The organism is Microbacterium sp. STRO-2N, from assembly GCF_057747775.1.
Map to the genome: position 1 here is coordinate 2,580,650 of NZ_CM173223.1, position 19,002 is coordinate 2,599,651.

At 71.3% G+C, this 19,002-nt stretch carries 16 protein-coding genes; 14 read left to right on the plus strand and 2 right to left on the minus strand.

Going from position 1 to position 19,002, the window contains the following annotated elements; translation table 11 throughout:
• The first annotated feature begins 27 nt into the window (after positions 1–27).
• The 3 genes from AC3ANN_RS12095 (at position 28) to AC3ANN_RS12105 (ending at position 2,977) form a co-directional block, all read left to right on the plus strand.
• Entirely contained in the window at positions 28–708 is a 681-nt protein-coding gene (locus tag AC3ANN_RS12095; RefSeq protein WP_488337644.1) for a Maf family protein, read from the plus strand.
• 75 nt (positions 709–783) lie between these two features.
• Positions 784–2,550, plus strand: a complete 1,767-nt coding sequence (locus AC3ANN_RS12100; RefSeq protein WP_488337645.1) for an acetyl/propionyl/methylcrotonyl-CoA carboxylase subunit alpha — start codon at positions 784–786, stop codon at positions 2,548–2,550.
• 127 nt (positions 2,551–2,677) lie between these two features.
• Positions 2,678–2,977 carry a hypothetical protein gene (locus AC3ANN_RS12105; protein WP_488337646.1) on the plus strand — a complete coding sequence of 100 codons (300 nt, stop codon included), beginning with the start codon at positions 2,678–2,680 and terminating at the stop codon, positions 2,975–2,977.
• Between the two features lie 42 nt (positions 2,978–3,019).
• Here the strand turns inward: AC3ANN_RS12105 and AC3ANN_RS12110 are convergent, their stop codons facing one another.
• Positions 3,020–4,468, minus strand: coding sequence for an NAD(P)H-quinone dehydrogenase (locus AC3ANN_RS12110; RefSeq protein ID WP_488337647.1), 1,449 nt, complete (start codon positions 4,466–4,468; stop codon positions 3,020–3,022).
• Between the two features lie 144 nt (positions 4,469–4,612).
• Between AC3ANN_RS12110 and AC3ANN_RS12115 the strand changes: the two genes are divergently transcribed.
• The 4 genes from AC3ANN_RS12115 (at position 4,613) to AC3ANN_RS12130 (ending at position 9,534) form a co-directional block, all read left to right on the plus strand.
• Positions 4,613–5,446 carry a purine-nucleoside phosphorylase gene (locus AC3ANN_RS12115; protein ID WP_488337648.1) on the plus strand — a complete coding sequence of 278 codons (834 nt, stop codon included), beginning with the start codon at positions 4,613–4,615 and terminating at the stop codon, positions 5,444–5,446.
• 11 nt (positions 5,447–5,457) lie between these two features.
• Complete coding sequence (locus AC3ANN_RS12120) at positions 5,458–7,314, plus strand: phospho-sugar mutase (protein WP_488340833.1); 1,857 nt, start codon at positions 5,458–5,460, stop codon at positions 7,312–7,314.
• 110 nt (positions 7,315–7,424) lie between these two features.
• Positions 7,425–8,801 (plus strand): MFS transporter, encoded by a 1,377-nt coding sequence (locus tag AC3ANN_RS12125; protein WP_488337649.1) that lies wholly within the window; start codon positions 7,425–7,427, stop codon positions 8,799–8,801.
• 148 nt (positions 8,802–8,949) lie between these two features.
• Positions 8,950–9,534, plus strand: a complete 585-nt coding sequence (locus AC3ANN_RS12130; RefSeq protein WP_488337650.1) for a GNAT family N-acetyltransferase — start codon at positions 8,950–8,952, stop codon at positions 9,532–9,534.
• A gap of 914 nt (positions 9,535–10,448) precedes the next feature.
• Here AC3ANN_RS12130 and AC3ANN_RS12135 read toward each other — a convergent pair.
• A complete protein-coding gene (locus AC3ANN_RS12135; protein ID WP_488337651.1) occupies positions 10,449–12,377 on the minus strand; it encodes a BglG family transcription antiterminator in 1,929 nt (642 codons plus the stop codon).
• A 119-nt stretch (positions 12,378–12,496) separates the two neighbouring features.
• On the opposite strand from AC3ANN_RS12135, the gene AC3ANN_RS12140 reads away from it, so the two are divergent.
• From AC3ANN_RS12140 to AC3ANN_RS12170, 7 genes are all read left to right on the plus strand, one after another.
• Positions 12,497–12,841, plus strand: a complete 345-nt coding sequence (locus AC3ANN_RS12140; RefSeq protein ID WP_488337652.1) for a PTS sugar transporter — start codon at positions 12,497–12,499, stop codon at positions 12,839–12,841.
• A 47-nt stretch (positions 12,842–12,888) separates the two neighbouring features.
• Complete coding sequence (locus AC3ANN_RS12145) at positions 12,889–13,164, plus strand: HPr family phosphocarrier protein (RefSeq protein ID WP_488337653.1); 276 nt, start codon at positions 12,889–12,891, stop codon at positions 13,162–13,164.
• Positions 13,165–13,169: 5 nt separating this feature from the next.
• A complete protein-coding gene (gene ptsP, locus AC3ANN_RS12150; RefSeq protein ID WP_488337654.1) occupies positions 13,170–14,879 on the plus strand; it encodes a phosphoenolpyruvate--protein phosphotransferase in 1,710 nt (569 codons plus the stop codon).
• Between the two features lie 26 nt (positions 14,880–14,905).
• Positions 14,906–16,468: a PTS mannitol transporter subunit IIBC gene (locus AC3ANN_RS12155; RefSeq protein ID WP_488337655.1), complete on the plus strand. Its 1,563-nt coding sequence runs from the start codon at positions 14,906–14,908 to the stop codon at positions 16,466–16,468.
• A 131-nt stretch (positions 16,469–16,599) separates the two neighbouring features.
• Positions 16,600–17,037 (plus strand): PTS mannitol transporter subunit IIA, encoded by a 438-nt coding sequence (locus AC3ANN_RS12160; protein WP_488337656.1) that lies wholly within the window; start codon positions 16,600–16,602, stop codon positions 17,035–17,037.
• Positions 17,037–18,191 carry a mannitol-1-phosphate 5-dehydrogenase gene (locus AC3ANN_RS12165; protein WP_488337657.1) on the plus strand — a complete coding sequence of 385 codons (1,155 nt, stop codon included), beginning with the start codon at positions 17,037–17,039 and terminating at the stop codon, positions 18,189–18,191. The genes AC3ANN_RS12160 and AC3ANN_RS12165 overlap by 1 nt, the downstream gene beginning before the upstream one ends.
• Before the next feature lie 27 nt (positions 18,192–18,218).
• Positions 18,219–18,941 (plus strand): sulfite exporter TauE/SafE family protein, encoded by a 723-nt coding sequence (locus tag AC3ANN_RS12170; protein WP_488337658.1) that lies wholly within the window; start codon positions 18,219–18,221, stop codon positions 18,939–18,941.
• The last annotated feature ends 61 nt before the right edge of the window (positions 18,942–19,002 follow it).

Below are 19,002 nucleotides of genomic sequence, written 5' to 3' on the forward strand. Positions count from 1 at the left end.
CGCCGCGGCGCCGCCTACCCTGGAGCCATGCGCGTGTGCCTCGCCTCGACCTCGCCCGCCCGGCTCATGCTGCTGCGGCAGTTCGGCATCCGTCCTCTCACCGTCGCCCCCGACGTCGATGAGGAGGGCGTCGTCGCGGCGGTCGAGGGGGCCGAGGGCAGGCGACTCCCGCCCGACGAGCATGTGCTGCTGCTCGCGCGCCGCAAGGCGGCCGCCGTCGCAGCTCGCCTGGGCGACGACATCCCCGACTTCGACGGCATCGTGATCGGCGGCGACTCGATGTTCGAGATCGACGGCGCTGTGCTCGGCAAGCCCTACACGCCCGAGAACGCCGTCGCGCGCTGGCGCACGATGCGGGGCCGCACCGGCGTGCTGCACTCGGGCCACGCCGTGATCCGCCTCGAGCCGGGCGTGCCTCCCCGCGAGGTGCACGCGACGGCCGCGGCATCCGTCTCATTCGTCGACGACGTGACGGATTCCGAGATCGAGGCGTACGTCGCGACCGGCGAGCCGCTGCACGTCGCCGGCGCGTTCACCGTCGACAGCCTCGGCGGTGCGTTCATCGACAGGATCGACGGCGACCCCTCGACGGTGGTCGGCATGTCGGTCTCGACGCTTCGGCGGCTGGTGCGTGAGGTCGGGCTGGAGTGGACAGAGCTCTGGAACACGGCCGACCCGTCGCTCGACGACACACCGACATTGTCGTAGGAGTCCCACGTTTCTCGTCGGTTCTTGTACGAACCGCTCAAAAGCCCGATCAACGCCGTCGGTAGGCTGGCATCCATGCCTCAGATCGCCAAGGTTCTCGTTGCCAACCGCGGCGAGATCGCCGTCCGCGTCATCCGCGCCGCCCGCGACGCCGGCAAGGCGTCCATCGCCGTCTACGCCGACCAGGACCGCGACGCCCTGCACGCCCGGCTCGCCGATGAGGCCTATGCGCTCGACGGCTCGACGAGCGCCGAGACCTACCTCTCGATCGAGAAGATCCTGTCGGTCGCCCGCCGCTCGGGCGCCGACGCGGTGCACCCCGGGTACGGCTTCCTGGCAGAGAACGCCGATTTCGCCCGCGCCGTCATCGCCGCGGGCCTGGTGTGGATCGGCCCGAGCCCCGAGGCGATCGAGGCGCTCGGCGACAAGGTGACCGCCCGCGCGGTCGCCGAGAAGGTCGGCGCACCGCTCGCCCCCGGCACGCCGGGGCCCGTCTCGGGCGCCGAGGAGGTCGTCGCGTTCGCCGAGCAGGTCGGACTGCCGATCGCGATCAAGGCGGCGTACGGCGGCGGTGGCCGCGGCCTCAAGGTCGCTCGCACGATGGACGAGGTTCCCGAGCTCTTCGAGTCGGCCACGCGCGAGGCGATCACGGCGTTCGGCCGCGGCGAGTGCTTCGTCGAGAAGTACCTCGACAAGCCGCGCCACGTCGAGACGCAGTGCCTTGCGGATGCCGCGGGCAACGTGGTCGTCGTCTCGACGCGGGACTGCTCGCTGCAGCGCCGCCACCAGAAGCTCGTCGAGGAGGCGCCGGCGCCGTTCCTCACCGAGGAGCAGAACCGCGTGCTGTACGAGTCGTCCAAGGCGATCCTGCGCGAGGTCGGCTACGTCGGCGCGGGCACGTGCGAGTTCCTCATCGGCGCCGACGGGACCATCTCCTTCCTCGAGGTGAACACGCGCCTGCAGGTCGAGCACCCCGTCTCGGAGGAGATCACCGGGATCGACCTGGTGCGTGAGCAGTTCCGCCTGGCAGAGGGCGAGGAGCTCGGCTACGACGACCCCGCCGCCGACGGCCACTCGATCGAGTTCCGCATCAACGGCGAAGACCCCGGCCGCGGTTTCCTTCCCCAGCCCGGCCCCATCCACGTGTTCAAGACGTTCGGCGGTCCCGGCATCCGTCTGGACTCGGGAGTCACCGCCGGCGACACCGTGTCGGGCGCCTTCGACTCGCTGCTCGCGAAGATCATCGTCACCGGCCGCGACCGCGCCGAGGCGCTCGAGCGTGCGCGCCGCGCCCTCGACGAGTTCGAGGTCGCGGGCCTGCCCACCGTGCTGCCCTTCCACCGGAAGGTCGTGCGCGACCCCGCCTTCACCGCCGAGAACGGGGCGTTCGGCGTGTACACGCGCTGGATCGAGACCGAGTTCGACAACGACATCGCGCCGTGGGACGGCGAGCTCGAGGCTCCCAAGCCCGTGGAAGCGCGTCACACGGTCGTCGTCGAGGTCGGCGGCAAGCGCCTCGAGGTGAGCCTTCCCGACCGCGTGGTGACCACGCCCGGAGCCGTCGGCCGCCCCGCCGCCGTGCCGCCGTCGCGCCGGTCGCACGCCCCGTCCGTCGTGTCGGGGGCCTCGGGTGACGCGGTCAAGTCGCCGATGCAGGCCACCGTCGTCAAGTTCGCCGTCGAAGAGGGGCAGCAGGTCGTCAAGGGCGACCTCGTCGTCGTGCTCGAGGCGATGAAGATGGAGCAGCCGATCCAGGCGCACAAGGACGGCGTCATCGGCGGCATCAACGCCGAGGCCGGCACGACCGTCTCGGCCGGCCACCAGCTCCTCACCATCAGCTGACGCGGCCGGCGCCTCGGTCCGAGGCATCCGCCGTTCGCGGGTCGCGACGCGCGCAATCGCGGCACCGATCCCGCTTGTTGCGCCACCCGAGAATGCGACCAGTGGACGGACGCGGGAGGATGGCGGGATGGATGCCTCGAATCCCACTGCACCGGAGGTGTCGGCACTCGCCATCAACGTCGTGATCCCGCCCGAGCTGCGGTGGACCGACACACGACGCGGCGAGGAGTTCGAGCTGCAGACCCTCACCGTGCGGCTGCTGCCCGACGCGACGCTGGCGGTGAAGGCCTACGGTCGCCCGGTGGCGGGCGGGCGCGGCGCGTACGTCTCGTTCGCGATGCCCGACCGGCCCGAGCTGCGAGCCCTCGTCGAGGCGGCGGCCGACCGCGCCGCGGAGCTGTGGGCGGCCAATCGCGGTCTCACGTAGACGGATGCCGGGGGCCGCGGCATCCGTCTCACTCGAGCAGTATCAGCCGCCGTAGACGTTGTGGTCGACGACGTGCATCGCGCGTGCGGCGTCGGTGATGCTGCCCGACAGCGACGGGTACACGGCGAACACGCGCGATACCTGGTCGACCGTGAGGCGCCGCTCCACGGCGATCGCGATCGGGTAGACGAGCTCGGATGCGCGGGGCGCGACGATGACGCCGCCGATGACGGTGCCGCTCCCCTCGCGCGCGATGATCTTGACGAAGCCGTCCTTGACGCCCATCATCTTCGCGCGGGGGTTCGCCGCGAGCGGCAGCTTGTGCACGACGCCGTTGATGTGGCCGTCCTCGATGTCCTTCTCCTGCCATCCGATCGTGGCGATCTCGGGCGCGGTGAAGATGTTCGACGCGATGCGCCGGCGCTCGAGCGGGATGACGACGTCGCCCAGCGCGTGGAACACCGCGGTGCGGCCCTGCATCGAGGCGACCGAGGCGAGCGGCACGAACGTCGTGCAGTCACCGGCGGCGTAGATGTTCGGCACCGAAGTGCGCGCGACGCGGTTCACCTGGATATGACCGGACTCCGTCATCTGCACACCGGCCTCCTCGAGGCCGATCCCCGAGGTGTTGGGAACGGAGCCGACCGCCATGAGGCAGTGGCTGCCCTCGACGGTGCGGCCGTCCGACAGCGTCACGACAACGGCGTCGCCGGTGTTCTCGACTCGCTCGGCGCGGGACTTCGACAGCAGCGTCATGCCGCCGCGCTTGAACACGCGCTCGAGGACGGCTGCGGCATCCTTGTCTTCCCCGGGAAGCACCTGGTCGCGACTCGACACGAGCGTGACCTTCGCACCGAGGTTCATGTAGGCGCCCGCGAACTCGGCGCCCGTGACGCCCGACCCCACCACGATGAGGTGCTCGGGCAGCGCCGCCATGCTGTACAGCTGCGTCCATGTGAGGATGCGCTCGCCGTCGGGCTTGGCGGTGGGCAGCTCGCGCGGTGACGACCCCGTCGACACGACGAGCGTGTCTGCCTCGATACGGTCGAAGTCCGTGCCGCCGGGGCCTGTCGAGACCACGACCGCGTGATCGCCCTCGAGCCGGCCGTGACCCGAGATGATGCGGACGCCCGCCTCGACGAGCGAGGCCCGCATGTCGTCGGACTGCTGTCGGGCGAGTGTGAGAAGGCGCTTGTTGACGGCGCTGAGGTTGATCGCGATCTCGGGCTTGAGCGGCTTGCCGTCCTTGCCCTTCGCGAACAGCTGCACGCCGAGGTCGCCGGCGCCGGCGATCGCCACCGCGGCGTCGGCGGTCGCGATGAGCGACTTCGACGGCACGACGTCGGTGATGACCGCGGAGCCGCCGATCCCCGCCCGCTCAACGACCGTGACCTCCGCTCCGAGCTGCGCGCCGGCCAGTGCCGCCTCGTAGCCTCCGGGTCCGCCTCCGATGATGGCGACACTCTGCGTGCGCTCGAAGCTGATCGACATGGGCTCCATTCTCCCCTGCCGGATGCCTCGGACACGACACGCCCGCGGCCCGGGGCCGATGCGGCCGGCGCCGCGCGGGGTGCGACACCCCCGGGCGCACACGCGCACTGGCTCTTGCGTCGCCGCGCTCCTAGAGTGATCGGCATGTCAGACACGACCGGCAACCCGCTCGACGATCCCGCAGCCGACCCGTTCGAGGTCGCCGGAGAGGCCGCCGAGGACATCGCCCGCATCACGGGCGTCGACCGCCATGACATCGCACTCACCCTCGGCAGCGGCTGGGGTCGGGCCGCCGAGATCCTGGGCGAGACGACGGCGTCGTTCCCGGCCACCGAGGTCACCGGGTTCAGCGCCCCCGCGCTCGCCGGTCATGTCGGCACCCTCCGCAGCGTCGTGACGCCCAAGGGTCGCCGCGTGCTCGTCATCGGAGCCCGCACGCACTTCTACGAGGGTCACGGCGTGCGCCGCGTCGTCCACAGCGTGCGCACCGCCGCCGCGAGCGGGGCGCGCATCATGGTGCTGACCAACGGCGCGGGGGGCATCAAGCACACCTGGAAGCCCGGGCAGCCGGTGCTCATCAGCGATCACATCAACCTCACCGGCGCCTCGCCGCTGGAGGGCGCGACCTTCATCGACCTGACCGACCTGTACTCGATGCGGCTGCGCGACGTGGCGCGCACCGTCGATCCGTCGCTCGACGAGGGCGTGTACTGCCAGTTCCGCGGCCCGCAGTACGAGACGCCTGCCGAAGTGCACATGGCCAAGACCATCGGCGGCCACATCGTCGGCATGTCGACGGCGCTCGAGGCGATCGCCGCGCGCCAGGCGGGCATGGAGGTGCTGGGCTTCTCGCTCATCACGAACATGGCTGCCGGCATCCAGACCACCCCCCTGAGCCACCAGGAGGTGATCGATGCCGGACGCGAGGCCGAGCCGGTCATCTCGTCGCTCCTGGCCCGCGTGATCGGGGCGCTGTGAGCGACACCGAGATGCCCGCGGCCGCCCCGGACCGCCAGGAGCCCGCGCCCGACGCGGTGCCCACTCGTCCGGATTCCGTGCTCGAGGCCGCGCGCGCGTGGCTCGCGCAGGACCCCGACGGCGAGACCCGCGCCGAGCTTCGCGACCTCATCGCTGCGGCCGAGGGCGGCGATGACGCCGCAGCAGCAGAACTCGCCGACCGCTTCTCGGCCCGGCTGGCCTTCGGCACGGCGGGCCTGCGCGGTGAGCTCGGTGCGGGCAGCAACCGCATGAACCGCGTGCTCGTGGCGCAGGCGGCGGCAGGCCTCGCGGCCTACGTCCGCGAGCGGGCGGGGATGCCTCCGCTCGCGGCCGAGGCCGCGCCCGAGGTCCCCGAGGCGACGGCCGAGGCGCTCACCGAGCCACCGTCGGCAGACGCCCTGGAGGCCGAGGGACCCGCGACCCCCGGCATCCTCGAGGACGCCCCCATCGTGGTGATCGGCTACGACGGCCGCCGCAACTCCGACGTGTTCGCCCGCGACTCCGCCGAGATCTTCGCGGGCGCCGGCCTGCGCGCCATCCTGCTGCCGCGCCTCCTTCCCACGCCGGTGCTCGCCTTCGCGGTGCGGCACTTCGGGGCCGCGGCAGGCGTCATGGTCACCGCGAGCCACAACCCGCCGAACGACAACGGCTACAAGGTCTACCTCGGCGGCCCCGATCAGGGCTCGCAGATCGTGTCGCCCGCGGATGCCGAGATCGCCGCCCACATCCAGCGGGTGGCGGACGCGGTCGACATAAGCACGCTCCCCCGCTCCCTCGCGTTCGAGCTCGCCACTGAGGAGGTCGTCGACGCCTACGTCGCCGCGACGGCCGCGGTCGCCCCGGCTCCGGCGGCAGCAGAGGGCCTGCGCTGGGTCTACACCGCGATGCACGGCGTGGGCTGGGAGACGTTCTCACGCATCCTCGAGGAGGCGGGGTATCCCACGCCCGTGCCGGTGACGGCGCAGCTCGACCCGGACGGCGCCTTCCCGACAGTGGCATTCCCCAACCCCGAGGAGCCCGGTGCGATGGACCTCGCGTTCGCCGCCGCGCGCGAGGCCGACGCCGAGCTCATCATCGCGAACGACCCCGACGCCGACCGGCTCGCCGTCGCGCTGCCCGACCCCGAGTCCGAGGGAGGGTGGCGCCGCCTCACAGGGAACGAGATCGGGCTGCTGCTCGGCTGGCGCGCCGCGCGACTGGCGACCGTCGAGGGCGCTGCCGAGGGCGCGTCGCTCGCCTGCTCGCTGGTGTCGTCGCCCGGACTGCAGACCGTCGCGGAGCACTTCGGGCTCGGCTTCCACGCGACGCTCACGGGCTTCAAGTGGATCTCGCGCGCGCCCGGCATGGCCTTCGGCTTCGAGGAGGCGCTCGGCTATCTGGTGAATCCCGAGACCGTGCGCGACAAGGACGGCATCTCGGCCGCCGTCGCGATGCTCGGCATGGTGGCCGAGGCGAGGGGGCGCGGCGCGACGCTCGCCGACCTGCTGCGCGAGTTCGACGACACGTTCGGGGCATTCGCGAGCGATCAGGTGTCGGTGCGCGTCGACGACGTCTCGCAGATCGCCCGGGTGATGGGCGCGCTGCGGGCGCGGCATCCGGAGTCCGTCGGCGAGGTCGCGGTCGACCGCGTCGACGACCTGCTCGACGGCGTGGACGGCCTGCCCCCCGGGGACGTGCTGCGGCTCTGGCTCGCCGACGGATCGCGCGTGATCGTGCGCCCGAGCGGCACCGAGCCGAAGCTCAAGCTCTACCTCGACGTGCGCGGCGAGTCGCGCGAGGACGCCGCGGCGCGCATCGCTGCCCTCGCCGACGGCGCGAGGGCGCTGCTCGCCGACTACGGCGGCTGACGCCACCGACGCGTCCCGCGCGTGTCGGACCCCCGTGCTAGAGTCTCGTTCGCGATATATCGCGAAAGCGGGATCGCACGGGGGAATCGGCATCGTATGAGGAGCAGTTGATGACGCGCGCGAACGACGAGAACGAGACGGATGCCGGCACCACCGCCGTCGATCCCCCGCACTGGCTGCGCAACGTCGTCCTCTTCCTGGGTGGTCAGACGGTCACCCTGTTCGGGTCGATGCTGGTGCAGTACACGGTGTTCTGGTACCTGACCATCACGTACCAGTCAGGCCTCGTGATGACGCTCGCGGCGGTCTTCGGGTTCCTGCCGCAGGCGATCGTGTCGATCTTCGGCGGGGTGTGGGCGGACCGCCACAACCGCAAGTACCTGATCATGGGCGCCGATGCCGCGATCGCGCTGTCGACGCTGGCGCTCGCGCTCATCATGATGACGGGCTACGACGCGGTGTGGCTCCTGTTCGCCACCATGGCCATCCGATCGGCCGGCGCGGGCATCCAGATGCCCGCGGTGTCGGCCCTGATCCCGCAGATCACGCCGACCCGCAACCTCATCCGCGTCAACGGCGTCAACGGGTCGATCCAGTCGGCGATGGCACTGCTCGCGCCGGCGGCGGCCGGCGCGCTCTACGCGTGGGCCTCCGCGGCGACCGGCGGCACCGCGGCATCCCTGATCCCGATCTTCTTCATCGACGTGGTCACCGCGGTCATCGGCATCGGCATCGTCGCGCTCATCCCGGTGGGCACGATCCGCCGCGCCGCCGACGCTCACACCGGATACTTCGCCGACCTCGTCGACGGCGTGCGCTACATCGTGCACCACGCGTTCGTGCGGTGGCTGCTCGTGCTCTTCGCCATCATCTTCCTGCTGACCGTCGCGCCGTCGAACCTCACGCCGCTCATGCTGGTGCGCTCGTTCCCCGCGGGCGAGGCTCAGGACGTCGTGAACCTCGCGGTGCTCGAGGTCGCGTTCAGCATCGGCATGATGCTCGGCGGCATCCTGGTCGCGTCGCTGTTCGCCAAGCGCAGCCGAATCGGCCTCATCGTGGTCGCGTCGCTCGTGTTCGGCGCCCTCTCGATCGGCCTGGGGCTGTCGCCCAACGTGTGGGTGTTCTTCGGGTTCATGTTCCTCGTCGGCCTGACGGTTCCCTTCTTCTCGACGCCGTCGATGACGCTGCTGCAGGAGACCGTCGAACCCGAGCGGCAGGGTCGCGTGTTCGGCTTCGTCGGCATCGTGATGGCCGTCGCGATGCCGATCGGCATGGTCGTGTTCGGTCCCCTCGCCGACGTCGTGTCGATCGAGGTGCTGCTGATCGCGGCCGGCCTGCTGACCTTCGTCGTCGTCGGCCTCGCGGTGTGGCTGCCCGCCGGTCAGCGTGCGATCGTCGCCGCCCGGCGAGCGTCCGAGGTCGCCGACCACGACCCGGCGGCGGGCGCCTCCGTGGTGGAGGCCGAGATGCACGCCAAGGACTCCTGATCCAGCCGACCCGGACCGTGCACAGAATCGGATGCCGGGCCCGACGCGCCGCGCGGTGACATGTTTGCGCGGCGCGTCGCGGAACCACTCCGATCCAGTGCACGGGGCGCGCGCCGAGCCGCCGAGAGCAAGCCCCTAGGCTCGAGGGGTGCTGCTGACTCTGCCCGTCACCCTCGAGAACGCGTACGTCCGACTGGAGCCCCTCGCCCCCGAGCACGAGTCAGACCTCGCGCTCGCCGCGGAGGGCCTCGAGCACGCGTGGTACACCTCGGTGCCGCGCCCCGGAGACGTCGCCGCCGACATCGCGCAGCGCCTGGCCTGGCGCGACGAGGGCCACATGAATCCGTGGGCGGTGCGCCGGCTCGACACGGGGCGCGTCGTCGGCACGACGACCTTCTGCAACATCGACCAGCCGAACCGGCACGTCGAGATCGGTCACACGTGGCTCGGTCTCGAGGCACAGCGCACGGCGGTCAACACCGCGGCGAAGCTCCTGCTGCTCGGGCATGCGTTCGAGGCGTGCGACGCGATCGCGGTGGAGTTCCGCACGCACTGGCACAACCGGCAGTCCCGCGCCGCGATCGCCCGGCTCGGCGCCAAGCAGGACGGCGTGCTGCGCAATCACCGCCTCGGCCCTGACGGCACGCTCCGCGACACCGTCGTCTTCTCGATCCTCCCCCACGAGTGGCCCGCCGTGAAGCTCGGCCTCGAGGAGCGCCTCGCCCGCGGCTGACCCCGGGTCGCGGCATCCGTCACGTCCTTCGCGGCCGCGTTCGGGTGGCACGACACGCGGCATCGCCACGATCACCCCGCGTGTTGCGCCACCTGAAGGATTTCGCGCCCGCGAGCTGTGCGCTCGGGTGGCACGACACGCGGCATCGCCACGGTCACCCCGCGTGTTGCGCCACCTGAAGGATCTCGCGCCCGCGCCCGCGCCCGCGGCCGACCCGGGTCGCGGCATCCGTCACGTCCTTCGCGGCCGCGCTCGGGTGGCACGACACGCGGCATCGCCACACTCACCCCGCGTGTTGCGCCACCTGAAGAATCTCGCGCCCGCGAGCCGCACGTTCGGGTGGCACAACACGCGGCATCGCGACGGTCACCCCGCGTGTTGCGCCACCTGGAGGATCTTCGCCCGCGGCTGACCCCGGGTCGCGGCATCCGTCACATCCTTCGCGGCCGCGCTCGGGTGGCACGACACGCGGCATCGCCACGGTCACCCCGCGTGTTGCGCCACCTGAAGGATCTCGCGCCCGCGGCCGACCCGGGTCGCGGCATCCGTCACGTCCTTCGCGGCCGCGCTCGGGTGGCACGACACGCGGCATCGCCACGGTCACCCCGCGTGTTGCGCCACCCGAAGGATCTCGCGCCCCCGAGCGGCACGTTCGGGTGGCACGACACGCGGCATCGCGACGGTCACCCCGCGTGTTGCGCCACCTGAAGAACCTCGCGCCCGCGAGCCGCGCGCTCGGGTGGCACGACACGCGGCATCGCCACACTCACCCCGCGTGTTGCGCCACCTGAAGAATCTCGCGCCCGCGAGCCGCGCGCTCGGGTGGCACAACACGCGGCATCACCACGATCACCCCGCGTGTTGCGCCACCTGAAGAATCGTCGCAGGACTCCGCGCGACGACGGATGCCGGAATCAGCCGTCGATGACGGCGACGAGCTCGTCGAGGAAGGCCGTGAACGAGGTCGCGCGGCGGACGATGCGCTGGACGCTGTCACGCTCCGAGAAGACCTCGACGAACTGCTCGAACACGGTCTGGAACGCCTCGCGGTCGGACTCCGAGAAGGCGACGAGCGCGACCACCTGCACGCGGCCGTCGCCCCACGGGATCGAGGGATCGGCGATGCCGATGGCGATGGCGGTGCGGGATGCCGTCATCCCGAGCGCGTGCGGAACCGCGAGGGCGTCGGTGAACGCGGTGGACGACAGCTGCTCGCGCTGGATCGTGCGCTCGACGTAGTCGGAGTCGATGACCCCGGCCGCGATGAGCGGTTCGCCGAGGAGCCGGATCACGCCGTCCTCTCCGACGCCGGGCTCGAGGCCCCGCACGAACGCTGCCGGCTCGAAGTACCGCTCGAGCTCGCCGCGCAGCCGCGCGAGGCGGCGCGACCGGCGTACGCGGCCCGCGGCGGCCTGGACGCGCTCGACATCGGCGTCGGTCAGGAACGGCTGGATGCGCACGATGCGTTCACCGGGCGCCGCGGGGTCGATCGTCGTGAGCACCAGGTCGGTGTCGATCGAGTCCCAGTCGGGGTCGACGCGCGTCTCGACGCCGACGACCTCGATGGCCTGGCCCAGCGAACGGTCGACGGAAGACCGCAGGAGCTCGTGGAGCTCGTAGTAGCCGGGGCACACGATCGTCGCGGTGAGCAGCTGATCGGCGCGGCGACTGCGCTCGAGGCGACCGCCCACGTGCATCGCGATGTACGCGATCTCGTCGTCGAGCAGCGGGATGTCGAGCCGTTCGTGGAGGCCGTTCGCGATGAACACGGCGACCTCGAAGATCATCGGGTACGTCGACTTGAGCGACCGGGTCAGCGGGTTGCGCGACCACGCCTGCTCACGTGCGCGCAGCCGCAGGTTCTGCACGTGGAGGGCGAGCCGGAGGATGAAGTCCTCGTGCACGATGTCGACGAGGAACTCCGCTGCGGCACGCTGCACGATGTCGCGGACCGCCTGCTCGACCTCGCGCTCGAGCTGGGCCCGGGTGTGCTCGTGGGTGTCGCCGGGCGCTCCGCCGGGCGCGACGACCCGCGTGAGCACGAGTGTCGCGAGATGCTGCAGGTCACCGCTGCCGAGCCGCACTCCGAGGTGGCGCTCGGCGAGCTCGCCGATCATCGCGGCGACGTCGGCCTGCTCGGGCCGGGCGTCGACGTCAGAGCCCTCGAGCGGACGGTCGCGCGAGACCCGGTCCGCGGCGATCGCGATGTGCATGACGACATCGCCGATGCCGAACTCGTTGACGAACCAGCCGAGCTCCCCCAGCCGTGCGACCAGGTCGGTCTTGAACGGACCGAACGCCTGTGCCCCGACCGAGCCTTCGCCGAGCGTGCGCCGGAGCGCGGCGAGGTCGAAGGATCCGGCATCCATCTCGTCATGCGCCAGGCGGCTGAGCAGCCGGCGCTGCGCCGCCTCGGTGCCCCGCAGCCGTGCGCGCGAGGCGGAGCGCTCGAGCGTCAGCTCCGTGCCGCCGAGCAGGCCGCGCACGCGGGCGAGGTCGGCGTCGAGGGTCGCCGGCGACACATGCAGCCGGTCGGCGGTCTCGAACACGTCGATGCCGTCGGCGCTGTCGAGCAGGCTGCGCACGAGCGTGTGCAGGCGGTCGCGGGGCGTGCCCGCCTCCCCCGCGGCGCGCAGAGCCGCCGCGGCGTCCGGGCCCGCGCGGTAGCCCTGCGGACCCGACTCCACCGCTACCCCCGGCGCGACCCGCGCGTTGATCGCCGTCACATAGGACCGGATGCTGCGCGGCGTCACGCCGAGCGCGTCGGCGAGGGCGGACGCGGTGACCCACTCCCCGTCGCGCACGAGCAGGCCGAGCACGCGGTCCTGTCGAGCTCGGGTCACGGTGCCCAGTCAATCACGGCGGCCACCGGAGCGGCCCGGCGTTTCCGCCCCTGCGGAAGAAGGACTGGTTGTCGGCTCCCAGGGTTCTCACAAGAATGAGGTGACGAGGAGGCGGGTCGATGAGGATCCTGGTGGTCTGCGGAGCGGGTGCCTCGAGCACCTTCGTCGCACAGCGCGTGCGACACGCCGCTCACGACCGGGGCCTCGCCTACACCGCCTTCGCCGGCACCGAGCAGTCGCTCCCGATCGATCTCGATGCCGCCGACGTCGTCCTCGTCGGTCCGCACCTCACGCATGCGCTGGAGCGCATCGAACGGGATGCCGCCGCACGAGGCACGACGGTGGTGCTGCTGCCGTCCGACATCTTCCGGGATCTCGACGGCACGCGAACGCTCGACCTGGTGCACGCCGCGGTCGGAGGCCCCGGGGGGCCGCTTCCGGCCGCGGACGCCACGCCCGAATGACACGAACGACCAGCCAGACCCGTCAGCCACGACAGAGAGGTCACGACATGCCACCCATCTCACGCACGGTCCGCATCGGCTCGTCCCACGGACTCCACGCGCGCCCGGCGAAGCTGTTCGCGCAGGCGGCGAAGGACGCCGGCATCCCCGTGACCATCGCGAAGGACTCGGGCGGCCCGGTGAACGCCGCCAGCATCCTCGGCGTGATCGCGCTCGGCGTCGAGCAGGGCGACTACGTGACGCTCACTGCGGACGGCGACGGCGCCGAGTCGACGCTCGACCGGCTCGCGGAGCTCCTGACCACCGACCACGACGCGGAGTGACCGAAATGGCAGAGCTTCGAGGTGTCGGCATCGGTCTGGGCGTCGCACAGGGTCCCGTGGCGCGCATGGCGGAGCCCCTTCCGCCCCCGTCCGACGCGCCGAGCACACTGAGCGCCGATGAGGAGAAGGCACGGGTGACGGATGCCGTCGCCGCCGTCGCGCGCGAGCTCGAGGCGCGCGGGGCCCAAGCCGGCGGCGCGGCGCAGGAGGTGCTCGAGGCGCAGGCGATGATGGCCGAGGATCCGTCGCTCGCCGACGAGGTGAATGCCCGGCTCGCACAGGGCAGGACCGCCGAGTACGCGGTGTTCGATGCGTTCGCATCGTTCCGCGAGCAGCTCACGGCGCTCGGCGGCTACCTCGGCGAGCGCGCTGCCGACCTCGACGATGTCGCCCAGCGGGTCATCGCGCGGCTGCGCGGTGTGGCGGCTCCGGGCGTGCCCGATCCGGGGCATCCGTTCGTGCTCGTGGCGAAGGATCTCGCTCCGGCCGACACCGCACTCCTCGATCTCGACAAGGTGCTCGCGCTCGTCACCACCGAGGGCGGGCCGACCTCCCACACTGCGATCCTGGCCCGCGAGAAGTCGATCGTGGCCGTCGTCGGCGCGACCTCGGCGACCGGGCTCCGCGACGGCGAGACCGTGATCGTGGATGCCGCCGCCGGAGTCGTCACGACGGCGCCGACGTCCGAAGAACTCGATCGCGCGAGCCGTCGCGCCGCGGACCGTGCAGCCGCGGCATCCGCCCCCATCACCGACGGCGCCCTCGCCGACGGCACCGCGGTCCCGCTGCTGGCGAACCTCGGCAACGCCGACGGCGCGGCCGAGGCCGTCGCGCTCGGCGCCGAGGGCGTGGGCCTGTTCCGCACCGAGTTCCTGTTCCTCAGCTCGAACCAGGCGCCGACCGTCGAGCAGCAGCGGGAGGCGTACACGAAGCTGCTGGCCGCGTTCCCCGGCAAGAAGGTCGTCGTGCGCGTGCTGGACGCGGGGGCCGACAAGCCGCTCGCATTCCTCAACGACGCACACGAGGAGAACCCCGCGCTCGGTCTGCGCGGCCTCCGCGCGCTGCGTGCGAGCGAGGACATCCTGCGCGAGCAGCTCACGGCGCTGGCGGAGGCGGATGCCGCGACCTCTGCGCAAGCCGGTGGCGGGGCCGACGTCTGGGTCATGGCCCCGATGGTGGCGACGGTCGAAGAGACCGAGTACTTCGTCGACATCGCGCGGGACTACGGCATCAAGACGGCCGGGGTCATGGTCGAGGTTCCGTCATCGGCGCTGCTGGCCGATCGCATCCTCGAGCATGCGGACTTCGCGTCGATCGGCACCAACGACCTCACCCAGTACACCCTCGCCGCCGACCGGCTGCTCGGTTCGGTGGCGACGTACCAGGACCCGTGGCACCCTGCCGTGCTGCGCCTCATCCGCGAGGTCGGAGAGGCCGGCCGTACGCACGGCAAGCCCGTGGGCATCTGCGGCGAGGCCGCCGCCGATCCGCTGCTGGCCGTCGTGCTCGTGGGCCTCGGCGCCACGAGCCTCTCGATGGCCCCTACCGCGCTCGCCGATGTGCGGGCCACCCTGCTGCAGCACAGCCTCGAGCAAGCGCGCGAGATCGCCGCAGCAGCCCTGTCCGCGTCCGACGCGGCTTCCGCTCGCGTCGCGGCGGAACGCGCCGCGACGCGGCTTCCAAACAACGCGGCCCAGGCCGCGGCCACCCGATAGAACCCGAGACGAAGGAGAAAGTGAAAATGACAACGGCGTCTGCGCCCGTCACCAGGGGCGGGTCGAAGGCACGAGTCGGAGTCCAGCGCTTCGGCACGTTCCTCTCCGGCATGATCATGCCGAACATCCCCGCGCTCATCGCGTGGGGCATCTTCACCGCGTTCTTCATCGACGTCGGGTGGACCCCCAATGCCGACCTCGCAACGATCGTCGGACCGTTCATCCATTACGCCCTGCCGCTCCTGATCGCCTACACCGGCGGCAGCATCGTCTACAACGTCCGCGGCGGCGTCGTCGCGGTGATCGCGACCATGGGCGCGATCGCCGGATCCGACCAGCTCGTCGCGAACTTCAACGCCGCGCTGCCCGAAGGCGAGGACCCGCTCGGCCAGGTGCACATGTTCATCGGCGCGATGATCCTGGCGCCGATCGCCGCGTACTCGATGAAGTGGCTCGACAGCCTGTGGGAGGGCAAGATCAAGGCCGGCTTCGAGATGCTGGTCAACATGTTCGCGGCGGGCATCTGGGGCTTCGTCCTGGCGATCATCGGGTTCTATCCGATCGCGTGGCTGGTCAACGGCCTGATGCAGGCGCTCGGGAACGCGGTGAACTGGCTCGTCGACATGAACCTGCTGCCGCTCACGAGCATCCTGATCGAACCCGCCAAGGTGTTCTTCCTCAACAACGCGATCAACCACGGCGTGCTGACGCCGCTCGGCGTGCAGCAAGTCACCGAAGACGGCTCGTCCATCCTGTTCCTGCTGGAGGCGAACCCCGGTCCCGGTGTCGGCCTGCTGCTGGCGTTCACGTTCTTCGGCCTCGGCGCCGCGCGGGCCTCGGCGCCCGGCGCGGCGGTGATCCAGTTCTTCGGCGGCATCCACGAGGTGTACTTCCCGTACGCGCTCATGAAGCCGATCCTGATCCTGGCCCTCATCGCCGGCGGCATGACGGGCGTCACGACGAACATGCTGCTCGGCGGGGCGCTGCGCGGCCCGGCGGCACCCGGCAGCATCATCGCGGTGATGCTGCAGACCGCACCAGGCGCCTATGTCGCCGTCATCCTCTCGGTGATCCTGTCGGCCACGGTCACCTTCCTGATCGCGTGGGTCATCCTGCGGGCATCCCGCAAGCGCGACCTCGAAGCGATGGCGGCGACCGACGACGCGTTCGGCGCGGCGATCACGCAGACGGAGGCGGCCAAGGGTAAGCAGTCGGAGCACCTGAGCGGCATGCGCGGCGGCGCCGCGACCCAGGCAGACGGGGGCGTCGAACCGGCGGTCATGACCGAGCGTGAGATCCGCAACATCGTGTTCGCGTGCGACGCGGGCATGGGGTCGTCGGCGATGGGCGCGAGCGTGCTGCGCAACAAGATCAAGAAGGCGGGCATCGAGGACGTCACGGTCGTCAACAAGGCGATCGCGAATCTGGATGCCTCGGCCGACCTGGTCATCACGCAGAACCAATTGACCGACCGCGCCCGGCAGCAGACGCCGAACGCGGTGCACGTCTCGGTCGACAACTTCATGAACTCGCCGAAGTACGACGAAGTCGTGGACCTCGTCCGTGCCCAGCACCAGGATGGTGACTAACGGGATCCCCGCGACCACAAGAGAACGACGCTGAGACGCGGTGGGGCCGGGCAGGCAGGAAGCCCCCGGCCCCACCGCCTCCGTGCGAGCGCCGCGCCGCGGCATCCGGAATTCGACGAAAGGCGACAGCAATGGCGAACGACGTACTGACCCTCGGACAGGTGCGGATCCACTCCGGCAGCGCGACGCGCGAGGAGGCGATGAAGGAGGCCGCAGACATCCTCGAGGCCGCCGGCGCCGTCACGAGCGCCTACTTCGACGCGATGCAGCAGCGCGAGCAGACCGTGTCGACCTACATGGGCAACGAGCTCGCGATCCCCCACGGCACGAACGAGACGAAGAACGCCATCCTCGACTCGGCGCTGTCGGTCGTCCGCTACGACGGGGGCGTGGACTGGGGCGGCGAGCCGGTGACCTTCGTGGTCGGCATCGCCGGAAAGGGCGACGAGCACCTCGAGATCCTGTCGCAGATCGCCATCCTCTTCTCCGAGGAGGACGATGTCGCCCGTCTCAAGGCCGCGCAGACGCCGGAAGAGCTGTACGCCCTGGTATCGGCGGCGGGCGTGTGATGAAGGCCGTCCACTTCGGCGCGGGTAACATCGGCCGCGGATTCGTCGGCCTGCTGCTGCACGAGGGCGGGTACGAGGTGGTGTTCTCGGACGTCGCAGCCCCGCTCGTCGACGCCATCAACGCGGCGAGCCGCTACACCGTGCACGAGGTCGGCGCCGGCGGACGCGACATCGAGGTCACGGGATTCCGCGCCATCAACAGCGCCGAGCATCCCGACCGGGTCATCGACGAGATCGCGACCGCCAACATCGTCACCACCGCGGTCGGGCCCACGGTGCTGAAGTTCGTGGCGCCGCTCGTGATGTCGGGGCTCGCCCTGCGGGACCCCGCGTCGCCTCCCCTGCAGGTCATGGCGTGCGAGAACGCCATCAACGCCACCGACCTGCTGCACGACGAGATCGTCGAGCTCGCCGGCGACGCGTGGGACGCGCTCTCGTCGCGCGCGGTGTTCGCCAACACCGCCGTCGACCGGATCGTGCCCGCCCAGCCCGAGGGTCACGGCGTCGACGTCACGGTCGAGCCGTTCTTCGAGTGGGCGATCGAGCGGCCTCCCTTCGGCGACGAGCCGCCGCGCATCCCCGGCGCCCACTTCGTCGACGACCTCGCTCCCTACATCGAGCGCAAGCTCTTCACCGTCAACACCGGGCACGCGGCGACCGCGTACTTCGGCGCCAGGGCGGGCGTCGAGACGATCGCCGCAGCGCTGGCCGACCCGGAGCTCGCGGCACGCGTCGAAGCGGCGCTCGAAGAGACCTCCGCGCTCCTCGAGGCCAAGCACGGGCTCGATGCGGGCGACCTCGCGGTGTACCGCGCGACGATCCTGAACCGGTTCCAGAACGACGCGCTCCCCGACACGGTGTGGCGGGTCGGACGGCAGCCGCTGCGCAAGCTCTCGCGACACGAGCGGTTCGTCGGACCCGCTGCCGAGGCGGCAGGGCTCGGGCTCGGCGTCGACGGGCTCGTCGACGCGATGGGCGCGGCGCTGGAGTTCGACGACTCCGAGGACCCGCAGTCGGTCGACCTGCAGCGCATGCTGCGCGAGCAGGACGCGGCCTCGTTCACGGCGTCCGTCACCGGCCTGGAACCCGACCACCCGCTCTTCGCGCGCGTGGAGGCGGTGGTCGCCGCGCGGCAGGCGGACCTCCGGCCGTGACCCGCCTGGCCGTTAGGCTGGAGACCCGTGACGGTCATCCTCGCGGGCGCCGCGGCGTTCGTCGCCGCGATCATCCAGCGCATCACCGGCCTCGGGTTCGTCCTCGTTCTGGTCGGCCCCATCGTGCTGCTGTACGGTCCCGTCGACGGCATCACGATCGCGGTGATCCTCGCCCTCATCGCCTCGCTCGTCGCGATCCCCCTGGTGTGGCGGCGCATCGACTGGCGACGCACGTGGTGGCTCGTCTGGCCGGGCCTGCTGGCAGCGCCGCTCGGTGTGCTCGTGGTGCGCCTGCTCCCCGAAGCGGCCCTGCTCATCCTCATCGCCGCGATGGCGTACTTCGCACTGGTCGCCGGCCACGTGCCCGCACTCTCCGCCTCGCTCACCGGCCGGACGGGCGCCGTCGTCGCAGGCTCCGCTGCGGGCTTCATGAATGCCGCGAGCGGCCTGGGCGGTCCGCCGCTCGCGGCGTACGCGGTCGGCGACAGATGGGCGCAGGTGCGGTTCGCCGCGAGCGCCCAGGTCATCTTCGTCGCACTCGACCTCGCCTCGATCGCCCTCCGCGGGCTGCCCGTCATGCCCCTCGAAGACCTCGGCGCGCTCGCGCTCGCCACCGTCGCGGGAATCGCGATCGGCTCGATCCTGGCGCGCAACCTGGCGCCGCGCATCGCCCGCATCGCGATGCTCGCGATCGCGTGGGCCGGGGCGACGGTCGTCCTCGCGCGCGGGATCCTGGCCCTGTTCGCCTGACGGGCGCCGAAGCGATCGGCCCGATTTCGGTTCGCGCCCGCGCACGCCTAGGGTCTTGGCT